This is a genomic window from Acidimicrobiia bacterium (genome assembly GCA_029210695.1).
Taxonomy (GTDB): domain Bacteria; phylum Actinomycetota; class Acidimicrobiia; order Spongiisociales; family JAHEDJ01; genus JAHEDJ01.
In genome coordinates this window covers 21,968-31,709 of the sequence record JARGFH010000045.1, presented here as the reverse complement: position 1 = coordinate 31,709, position 9,742 = coordinate 21,968, and the positions used below count along the sequence as shown (strand labels likewise).

At 65.0% G+C, this 9,742-nt stretch carries 7 protein-coding genes, 1 tRNA gene and 1 pseudogene; 5 read left to right on the top strand and 4 right to left on the bottom strand.

Translation table 11 applies throughout. The annotated features are described in order from the left end of the window. Positions 1–21: 21 nt before the first annotated feature. On the bottom strand, positions 22–150 hold the full coding sequence (locus tag P1T08_13565) for a hypothetical protein (protein ID MDF1597101.1): 129 nt from the start codon (positions 148–150) through the stop codon (positions 22–24). A 154-nt stretch (positions 151–304) separates the two neighbouring features. Here P1T08_13565 and P1T08_13560 point away from each other — a divergent pair. Beyond that, a tRNA-Val gene (locus tag P1T08_13560) sits at positions 305–379 on the top strand. 506 nt (positions 380–885) lie between these two features. On the opposite strand, the gene P1T08_13555 is transcribed toward P1T08_13560, so the two are convergent. The 3 genes from P1T08_13555 to P1T08_13545 all read right to left on the bottom strand — a co-directional run bounded on the left by P1T08_13555 (position 886) and on the right by P1T08_13545 (position 6,622). Then, positions 886–4,572, bottom strand: coding sequence for a hypothetical protein (locus tag P1T08_13555; GenBank protein ID MDF1597100.1), 3,687 nt, complete (start codon positions 4,570–4,572; stop codon positions 886–888). Positions 4,573–4,932: 360 nt separating this feature from the next. Further along, entirely contained in the window at positions 4,933–6,021 is a 1,089-nt protein-coding gene (locus tag P1T08_13550; GenBank protein ID MDF1597099.1) for a tyrosine-type recombinase/integrase, read from the bottom strand. Then, positions 6,008–6,622 carry a helix-turn-helix transcriptional regulator gene (locus tag P1T08_13545; GenBank protein MDF1597098.1) on the bottom strand — a complete coding sequence of 205 codons (615 nt, stop codon included), beginning with the start codon at positions 6,620–6,622 and terminating at the stop codon, positions 6,008–6,010. Before P1T08_13545 ends, P1T08_13550 begins: the two co-directional genes overlap by 14 nt. Here P1T08_13545 and P1T08_13540 point away from each other — a divergent pair. The 4 genes and pseudogenes from P1T08_13540 to P1T08_13525 all read left to right on the top strand — a co-directional run bounded on the left by P1T08_13540 (position 6,621) and on the right by P1T08_13525 (position 9,740). Further along, a pseudogene (locus tag P1T08_13540) lies at positions 6,621–6,839 on the top strand (helix-turn-helix domain-containing protein). The gene P1T08_13545 and the pseudogene P1T08_13540 sit on opposite strands and share 2 nt — an antisense overlap. Before the next feature lie 329 nt (positions 6,840–7,168). Beyond that, complete coding sequence (locus tag P1T08_13535; GenBank protein ID MDF1597097.1) at positions 7,169–7,804, top strand: hypothetical protein; 636 nt, start codon at positions 7,169–7,171, stop codon at positions 7,802–7,804. Continuing rightward, positions 7,804–8,967 (top strand): DUF853 family protein, encoded by a 1,164-nt coding sequence (locus tag P1T08_13530; protein ID MDF1597096.1) that lies wholly within the window; start codon positions 7,804–7,806, stop codon positions 8,965–8,967. Before P1T08_13535 ends, P1T08_13530 begins: the two co-directional genes overlap by 1 nt. Continuing rightward, positions 8,964–9,740, top strand: a complete 777-nt coding sequence (locus P1T08_13525; GenBank protein MDF1597095.1) for a M48 family metalloprotease — start codon at positions 8,964–8,966, stop codon at positions 9,738–9,740. Before P1T08_13530 ends, P1T08_13525 begins: the two co-directional genes overlap by 4 nt. Positions 9,741–9,742: the final 2 nt, after the last annotated feature.

The following is a 9,742-nucleotide window of genomic DNA, read 5'->3' as shown; positions in this document are numbered from 1 at the left end:
CACGGCGGCGCGCGTCGTCGATCAGCCCAGCGTGCCGAGAATGAACCATACCGAGGCAATGACTGCCAGGAAGAGCGCCATGGCGGCCACAATCTCGGTGAGCATCAGCGCCGACCAGTGGTTCCGGCCGCTGACATCGAATGGATTCATCGCATTCAACATCGACCCCCTCTTTTCTCATCGAATCACGACCTGCCGAATCTGTCTATGCATGGTTTTCGCGACCTGTGGTAGGTGTTCGGTCGATTCCGAGGCGGTCTGGCTCATCGCTACAATCTCACGCCACAGCCCGACCCATTGGCTGGGGCGCTTAGCTCAGCGGGAGAGCGCTGCCTTCACACGGCAGAGGTCACTGGTTCGATCCCAGTAGCGCCCACCACACGAAACCCCTTGTAGACGGGGGTCTCTGGTTGCCATACCTCTTCGAGTCGTCCTGCGTCGGCAGCCGATCTGACACGGATCTGACACAATCCGTCGCGGGGGCGACGCGGATTGGATGTCCTTGATGTGGCCAGAACACCGGGGGAGTGTACGAAACCGTTGAGGGTTGATCGATCGCCGCAAGGTTGGTGCGCCTCACTTGAGCCGTGCGGCGCGCGCCGACTCCAACCCGGCGGGAATACGCGCTGCCCGAAACGGATCTCGCAACGAAAACAGCGTGGGGATGCGGGAGGTGGCTGCTCCTCGGATGGCGTCGAACTGTCGGTGGACCGACCGCCTGGTGTCTTCGGCCCGTTGCCGAGGTTCCCGTCGTCCGACCTCTACGGGTCACCCGGATCGAGAACGGACAGTGGCCGTTGCCTGGGAGATCGTCGAGCGATGGGAACGAGGAGTGTGATGCTCAGGCGCCGTGAGCAACATCCTGGCGCTGTGATGCTCCCAGTCCTACGGTTCTAGCGGTCCCTTGGTTGGCGTGATCCCGAATACGAGATCGCGCACGATGGCCCGATCCTCGTCGGCGAGATTCTCCGACATGACGAGCCGGGCGGCGGCCTCTGCTCCGACCGCCGCGGTGAGGTGTTCGAGCAAGGTTGCCATCAGTGTCGGCACAGGACTCTGGACACCTGCGATATGCGCAACCTCGCGCACCCGCGCTGCACATGCGGCGATCGCTTCTGGGTCGAAACTTGCTACGGCGATGCCCTTCGCCGCGATGGCTGCAAGCACGTGCGGCGCTCTCGCGGCGTCCACTGCAGAAGCGAGCCCGAGCGCCGCTGCATGTACCCAACCAGCCACACGGATGCTCTCCGCTTCTGCAGACGATTGCGCGAGCTCGGACCAGAGCCTGTATGCGCTCTCGAAGTCCACCCAGGCAGCGGATCGAGCGAAGTAAAACGCGCTCGGCCCGGGTCGCCACTCGTCGGAGGCGGCGGATAGACGAACCCAATCGGCGTCCAGAGGGAGGTCGACTGCGTATGCCTCGCGCAACGAGCGGAGCGCTCCCTGCGCCGCACCCGGTTCGATCGCCGACCTCTCAACAAGCGCCGCAATGAGAGCGGCGGTCCCGAAGGCAGGTACGTTGTCGCTCGCCGCAAGGGTCCTCACGCCGAGGTCGTCGCACCAGAGAGGAAGCCCGAGTGCTTTGGCCATGTCGAGAGCGGACAGCCAAGGCAAAAACGTGTCGTCGGGTGCTTCGCTGAGTGCTGTGAGCCGCGGCCAGTCCACGACGATGAGATCGCCTACCTGTGCCGCAACCCACTCTCCATGCTCGAGCAACCGCGCCTGGATGTCCGGATCTGCGTCGGCGCCACGGACGGCCTGCACTGATGGATCGAAGTACAGCGTCCCGTTCACGGGTCGGCGAAAGTCCTCGACCGTGCTGACGATGTCAGCGTGCGCTGGCTGGGGCAGGTCAAGCCGAGCGAACGACCCGCGCAGGTCTGGCCATGAGCCCCGGATGTAGCCGCCTACCACGAGCGTGCTCACGTCGACCGCGACGGGCTTGCCCAGAGCCGCGCGAGCGGCTGCGACTTCAGCCTCGACCCGAACCCGGTCCACCGTTGCGATCGGCAGACAGCCAGCAGCGCGATGAATCAACGCCGCCGCATAGGGCCGGTGCCCCACGGCTGCTAGAAGCCCGTAGGGCCAACCCTGGCGAACCTTGGCTGTCATCTCGTCGATCGCTCGCGCGTTCGCTTCAAGCGACGGCTTAAGCTTCTCGAGCATTTCCTCCGCGGTGCCCGTGAGGACATACACAGCCGCGTCTTCATCCGACCCGTAGTCGACGGCGTGGCTCCTCAGCAGTGCTTGAAAGCGGCTGACCGTATCCGGTCGAACCTCGCCCCAGACCCCGTCGCCCCGACCGAAGAACACGCCGACAGCGATTTGGGCGAGCGCGTCATCGTCCGGATGGATGTCGACAAGCGCAACGATCTCATCAGCGAGCTCTGGACTCGGTGATTCGTGCGCGGCTAGCACAATCCAAAGGTGTGCCTGGTTCGATGTTGAGGGATGGAGTATCGGCGGATCTTGGAGAGTCCGCCAGGCGCTCCCCGGATCCCCGCCGTGATAGAGCGCGAGCGCGAGGTGCCACCGGTTTCGAGTCGATGGACCTAGGTCCTCGATCCAGGCGCGGCTACGAAGGGCCATCTCGCCCCAAGCGGCATCGACTCCCGCTCGTTCGACTAGAACCTCATGTAGGATGGTACGTGCTTCGCCAAGTGTCCGCGGGACACGTTGAAGTGCCTCCTGAGCCAGAGCTGCGGCGTCATGCAGCCGGTTTGCCCGCCCGAGAACCTCGACGGCTCGCACCAGATGAGCCGTGTCGTTGAACCGGGTCGCGGCAGCCTTGAGTTCGTCGACAGCGCCGTCGGTGTCGTCGACCCCAATGAGCGCACCAACCAAGAGCCGTGTTGCGTGCTCGGTTCGCGGGCTTCGCCGCAGCAGAGTGACGGCAGCCTCGTGCTCACCCCTGGCGATGTGCAGCTGCGCCTCCACGAGAATCGGCACATCGTCCGCACGCTCTTTGATCTCGTCAACGCCGTGAAGGTCGACACCAGCCGCCGCTCCCGAAAGCCAGTAGAGAACTCGGTGCTCCTCCTCGCGGGCTTCATTCCAGACGGCGTCGTATGCCGCCTGCACAGCATCCGCGTCGGCGTCGGTGTGTAGCAATACCTCCGCCTGGATGATCGCCCGGTGGAATCCTTCTGGGACGAGATCGACGACGATCCGAAGGACATCGGTCTTGCCCGTAGCAACCGCTGCTTGAGCCACCGACAACCTCACCTGCGTATTGGAGGCCTCTGTTGGCAGCGCCTCTCCGTCGGGCGGTGCCATCCCGATCTGAATGACGCGGTCGTACGCCCCCAGTACGAGCCCAGCCTGGCAGGCGACGCGAGCGGCATCACCGGCATCAGCCCTCCATTCGCGCCGTAGCTGTCGCGCCTCGAGGCCGAGGTCCAGTGCCCGTTCTCGGTCCGCGGTCCGACTGGTGGTCGTCGGTGCTTGGCTGCGGCGGAGGTATGCCCAAGCCAGCTCAATCATCAGTCCCGGCGACTCGGGGTAGCGCTCGAGAGCCAACGTCAAAAAGCCGATGATCTCATCGAAGGCGCCGGTCGCGCGCAGACCGTAGAGACGTAGCACCACGAAGTACGGCTCAGCGAGAGCGTCGTCGCCAGGAAGCAGGGCGAGCACGCGCGTCGGATCCTCGGCGAGTGCTGCAGCGATCGCCTCGACGCCCGTAGCAGTGCTGAGAGCCGTTGCCTGCCGAATCAGCTCATTGGCCCGATCGCTGTCTCCTACCGTCTCGTGTTCCACCGCCGCCCGCGCGTAGCAGTACGCACGGTCCGCTGAAATGTCCGCAGCAAGTTCGAATAGCCGCCCAGCGCCGAGGTGCACGCGGTAGCAGCGACAGAGTTCGGCTGCAGCCAACAACGTCGCTGCATTTGTATCGCGGAGCCACGATGGGATGTCCGCCGTTAGCTGGACGAGAGCTTCGCGTGGGACGGCCGCTGCAGCGACATCCAGCAGCAGCGTGGACTCATGCGTCGATCCAAGCTTTTCGAATAGCGGTCGAGCCGGTCCTGGCAACGCGGCTACCCTCGCGTCGAAGTCCGCGGCGGCCCCGAGTTGCCTCTCCACGGAGGCGAAGCGCGTGTCGAGATGGTCGCGTAGCCGGATCGTGCGCTGCTCTGCGTTCTGGTCTATCAAGGCATCCCTCTCCGCGGAGCGATGGTCAGCTACTGCGACCGCATCGGATGGATCAAGGCTCCCCACGAAGCCCGCGACGGCAGCGCGCACGATGGCCTCGGCTTGTTCGCGACGAAGCTCTCTGCCCACGAGGCGGTTGGCGGACGCCGCGAAAAGCCGGTCGACGAGCGAGTCGAACGACTCTTGACCCCCGGTGACGAGGGCCTTCCAGGTCTCCTCCCTCCGGTACCAGCGGCGGAATACACGCTTGGGGTACCGGCCGGCATCGACCCGGACGCGCTCTGCGAGGCGGTCTTCAGCGGTCGTAGAGTTGAGAGCGTTCACGACGTGCTCGTACGCGTCGGGGACGACGACACTGCCTAGGAGCCAAAGGCTGAATGGGTCCATGTACTGCCGTTTCGTCGAGGTGTGATTGTCATCCATTATCGCGCTCGCCTTTAACACGGGCTGCCAGGGAAACCTGTTCTTCATCTGATCTACCCGTTTCTCAGCACTACACAGACCAGCCCTGACGAAGCCCTCACCGGATCGGGCGGAGACAGAAGCACTCCGATCACCAAATACGGAGCCATATCGAACATTCGGCCGACGTCACCTCCCCCTAGCTGACATCCCAGTGGTGGTAGCAGCCAGGTTGGCTGAGATGGGTCATCCCGTGCCGCGGACACTCATTGCGAGCCGAACGCTGGCGTGGGTACCCAAGCTCCTAGCGAAGCGCAGGCCAGAGGGCTTGTTGCCATGGGAGGACGACTGAAGTACTCCACAAGGGAATTGGCGTCAGGCTCACCGCGTGTTTCTTGTGGGTGACTCGCGTCGTGACGCGTCCAGAGCGTCTGCCGCGGCCTCATCTAACCCCGTCATCAGGTGCCCGTATGTGTCGAGAGTCGTTGTGATTGAAGCATGACCAAGGCGATCCTGGAGGACTTTCGGATGAACACCTTGCGCGATGAGGAGGGCTGCATGGCTATGGCGGAGGTCGTGGAAACGGAGCGGCTCGCCGACGGATGCCCGCACCGCTGGCAGCCAGAACCGGCGGCGGAAGTTCGTTCGGCGAACAGGTCCGCCCTGCGGCGATGAGAAGACCCAGTCGTCGGGATCCCGATACTGTGCAAGGTGCTGGGCGAACTCCTCGACGAGGAATGCCGGCATCGTCACGGTCCGACGGGAGGCCTTCGACTTCGGAGGGCCCAGCCGGACCTGCCCCTTCACTTCGGTGAGTGTCTCGACGACTTGTACCTGGCGTCTGAGCATGTTGAGCCGGCTCACCTTCAGACCGAGCAGCTCGCCAGGCCGAAGGCCGGTGTAGGCACCGGTGAGAACGAGCGTTCGGTAGCGCGGGTCGATGGCGTCGGCTAGCTTCTCGATCTCATCCGGCGAGAGGAACCGCATCTCCTCTCGGGAGTCCTTCGGCAACTTGATCCCTCGGCACGGGGAGCGGGCGATCAGGTCAGAAGTGACGGCCGCATCGAACACGGCGCTCAGCAGCTGGTACGCCTTGCGGATGGTGGCTGGGGCGTAGTCCTTGGCGAGCAGCGCGCTCACCCAGCCTTGGACATGCAGCGGGTTCACCTTCGACAACGATTCGTCGGCGAAGTACGGGAGGATGAAGCTCCGGAAGTAGGTATCGTCCCGAGCGCGCGTAGAGGGAGCCAGGTTGATCCGAGAAGCTTGGACATGTGGCGCCCACTCGCCGAACCGGGTCTTGCCGAGCGACGGGTCGGTGTACGTGCCGAAGAGCTTCGAGGTCTCGACTGTGGCGGCGAAGGCGTCGGCGTCTACTCGCCGTTTGAAGGTCTTGGATCGGGAATGACCGTCTGGGGTGCGGAAGCGGACCCGGTACGTGCCGTACTCGGTCTTGTCAACGCTCGACATCGTGCTCTCCTCGGTCGAAGTGGAAGAACTGCTGGAGCAGCTGTTGCGCGAGGTCGCTGCTCGGATCCGCCGTCCGAGCCGGTCGGCTGCGAGCCAGACGGTCGGTGCTCTCCCGGTTGCGGACGGCGTACTGGTTCTGGAGGCGCCGCTCGAAGCCGTCGGGCATCGTTTCTGGCGGGAACTGGAGCACCAGGTCGACGTAGTCCTCACGGGTGTAAACGCCGTTGCCGATCCTGACCAGCTGCATCGGATCGGGCACGAACAGGGCAATGACCGACACCTGGAAGACGCGGGCGAGGACGCTCACCTCGTTGGCTGTGAACTGCCGATCCCGGTCCGTCCGGCCGGCGGTCTCCGCGTCGGAGACCATCGAGAAGGTCCACGGCTTGTCGTCCCGCTCGCCCAGCCGTTCGGCCAGCGCGGCCTGCGTCCAACCTCGCTCACGGCGGAGCCGGCGCACATTCCAGGCTATGACGGCATTCGGAGTGAGGTCGTCCATGCCTCCGAACGTATCACCCGGCAGTGACGGATTCCGCAGGATGACCAATATGACGGGCCGGGGGTCGACCCCGTCATAGGGCCGGCGTACGGTCGATGGCATGACTAGTAACACAGCTTCAGCGAATCGGCCGAGCGTCCTGGTGGCGTGCGGCCAGGGAGAGCGGCTCCTCAGCGTCGAGGACGTCGCCGAGTGGCTCGGGGTGCCGGTGGGGACGATCTACGCCTGGCGGTACCGCAGCACCGGTCCGGCCAGCTACAAGGTCGGACGGCACGTCCGGTTCAGCCGATCCGACGTCGAGCGGTGGCTCGAGGATCAGCGCACCGAGCCGGTTCAGCCGTCGATGCTCCGCCAGCTGCTAGGTGTTTCGCCGGTCCGAAAGACGGCCCGGACCCTGAACCCGCCGCGGACCGGAGCTCGGTCCACCTTGGATCCCCGGATGAGCCTGTCACGACGGGCTTCCACCGCCCCTGGTGCGCAAGGCGCAAATCCCCGACCCCACCCCCGCATCCTGCGTGGCCGGGGTCGGGTATTGGGGGCGGTGGAAGTGAGTAGTAGGGGAGAGGGGAGATGGTGGTGAGTGTGAGGTTGTTGGGGGTAAGTCAGGGTGGGGTAAGGGGGATAAGAAGGGATGCGGGGGAGATTCGGTTGACGGATCGGGACCTGTGGGCGTTGCGGTGGATCGGTGAGCAGTACGCGGTTCGGATCGATCAGCTGGCCCGGCTGCTGGGGTCCCAGCCGGGCTCTGAGACGAGCGTCGAGGGCGTTCTGTCCGAGCGGCGCACGCGACGGGTCGTTGAGCGGTGGACGCGGGCCGGTTTGGTCGAGACGCGGAAGATCCTCTACGCCGAGCCCGGCTGGGTGTGGTTGTCCCGAGCAGGGCTGCGAGCCGTCGGTCTGCAGGTCAAGTATCTCGTGCCGAGGCCCATGTGGCTGTCCCACGTCTTCTGGTGCGGCGAAGTCAGGAGAGGCCTGGAGGCCAGCAACAGTGATCTCGGATGGCAGTCCGAGCGTCTTATGCACACCTTCGGGTCGGCATTGGATCCGCACCACCTACCGGATGCCGAACTGCTCCTCGGGAACGTCACTGTGGCGGTCGAGGTGGAGCTGACCCCGAAGCACCTGAAGCGCCTGGTGGACATCGTGGCCTGGCACTCCCACGACTACCAGCAGACCCGCTACTACACAGCGCCGGCAGCGGAACGGGGCGTTCGGCGAGCCATCGAGAAGCTCACCCCCGACCAGCAACAGCGAATCCAGGTCGTTCCCCTGGACGGTGCCTGATGAGGTTGCTGCGACCGAGGAGCACAGCGAGGGCGGCGCCGGCGTCGATTCTGCTTGGCGAGGCGCAAGGCGGCGACCTCATCGACTGGATCCACAACGGGACGGTCTTCTATCCGGCGACGGTGCTCGGCCGACACCTCGTCGTCGTGGGTGGAACCGGCTCCGGCAAGACCGAGACACTGCTGCGCCTCGCCTACGGTGCGGCGGCAAATCTCGGTTGGCAGATCCTCTACATCGACGCCAAGGGAGACCCGTCGAACGTTCACCGATTCGTTGGGGCAATGGGGCAGGCCGGCGTGCAACGGCTGAAGGTGTTCCCGGACGAGCCGTACGACGGCTGGCGGGGCGAACCCCTTGCCCTGCTCAACCGACTGATGGCGGTCGAGGACTTCTCTGAGCCCTACTACCGCGCAGTCACCAAGCTCTTGCTGGCCGAAGCGGTGAAACACCCGATCGGCCCACCTCGCTCGGCTGTTGATCTGATCGACCGACTGCAGGCACGGGGCCAAGGCAAGGAGGCGCAGGGCGCTGTGGCACGGTATCGGGGGTTCTTCGAGGTGCTCGAAGGGAAGCTCGACGGGAGGTGGGCGTTCGAAGACGCCGATGCTGCCTACGTGCTGCTTGACGGACTCGCCCTCAAGGAGGAGGCCGCCGGTCTGGGCCGGTTCCTGGTTGAGGACTTCGCCCACTACGTCGCCCGACGCAAGCCGATCGACCGCCGGGTGCTGCTGATCGTGGACGAGTTCTCGGCGCTGTCGATGGACGCCGACGCCGCAAACCTGTTCGAGCGGGTGCGGAGCCTTGGGGCGGCGGTGATTGTGTCGAGCCAGTCCTACGCCGGGCTGGGCGCAGGTGCAGACCGGATCCTCGACGCCGCGGCGGGGCTCATCTGTCACCAGAGCGCCGATCCGGAGCGTCTGGCGGGGCGAGCCGGTACGCGGCCGAGCATCGAGCGCACCATCCAGGTTTCGACCGAGGGTGGACCTACGGGGCTGGGTAGCCTTCGCCAGCAGGACGCCTTCCGAGTGCACCCGGACAAGGTTCGTCAGCTCGAGGTAGGGGAGTGTTTCGTCATCTCCCAAGGCCGGGCGGCTCGCGTTTCTGTCACACCTCTGCGATTGGATAGAGAGATCTCGACAATCGAGGCGAGGAGGACACGATGATCGCAGCGCCGCTCTTCTTTCTCTGCCTCATGCTGGAGCAGCTCAACGTGCTCGCCCGCGGTCTCGCCGGATACGGGATTGCCCGCGCTCTTGGTGCGCCGGAGGAGATCGCACTTGCCGTGGCAACCACGGCAGGGCTGTTGCCCCTGGCGCTGTCGTGGGCGACGTTCCTCGTAGGCGTGCCAGGTGGCTGGGGGCTGTACTGGGAGCTGGGTGCCCGGAGGCCGAGCCCTCGGGAGAAAGCGATCGTCAAGCCGGTGCTGGAGGGCCTGAAGAAGCGAGGCGCCACGACTCCAATGGCATGGTTCGTGATCGACGACCCCGTGCCAAACGCACAGACGCTTGGACGGACCATCTACGTTCACAGCGGGATGATCGGCCATCCGTCAATGGAGGCTGCCCTGGCCCACGAGTGCGGTCACATCGCCACCCTCACCGGTGACATACTCCTCGCACTGGTCCGCCTCGAATTCCTGGGTTTGAGAGCACTTCGCGTGTACCTGGAGATGGAGGGCCAGTTCATCGCCGCACGGATTGTGCGGATCTTCTCGGGCGGCGGCTCGTGGGAGTTGCCGATCATGCGGTCACTCTGGGCGGCCTACCTCCGCCACGGCGAGCTCAGCGCCGACCGGTACGCCAAGAAGCTCGGCTATGCCTTCGAGCTGATCGAGTATCTCGACGTGTACGAACGGCCCCTCGACGGTGCCACCCCATTCAGGCGTGGCCGTTCGCATCCCTATGCCGAGCAACGAATCGGGCGACTGCTGCGGTAGAA

Excerpts from the sequence above, each read along its gene's own strand:
- P1T08_13565 (MDF1597101.1), bottom strand. The coding sequence starts at position 150 with ATGAATCCATTCGATGTCAGCGGCCGGAACCACTGGTCGGCGCTGATG.
- P1T08_13550 (MDF1597099.1), bottom strand. The coding sequence starts at position 6,021 with ATGTCGAGCGTTGACAAGACCGAGTACGGCACGTACCGGGTCCGCTTC.
- P1T08_13545 (MDF1597098.1), bottom strand. The coding sequence starts at position 6,622 with ATGCCATCGACCGTACGCCGGCCCTATGACGGGGTCGACCCCCGGCCC.
- P1T08_13525 (MDF1597095.1), top strand. The coding sequence starts at position 8,964 with ATGATCGCAGCGCCGCTCTTCTTTCTCTGCCTCATGCTGGAGCAGCTC.
- P1T08_13555 (MDF1597100.1), bottom strand. The coding sequence starts at position 4,572 with ATGGATGACAATCACACCTCGACGAAACGGCAGTACATGGACCCATTC.
- P1T08_13530 (MDF1597096.1), top strand. The coding sequence starts at position 7,804 with ATGAGGTTGCTGCGACCGAGGAGCACAGCGAGGGCGGCGCCGGCGTCG.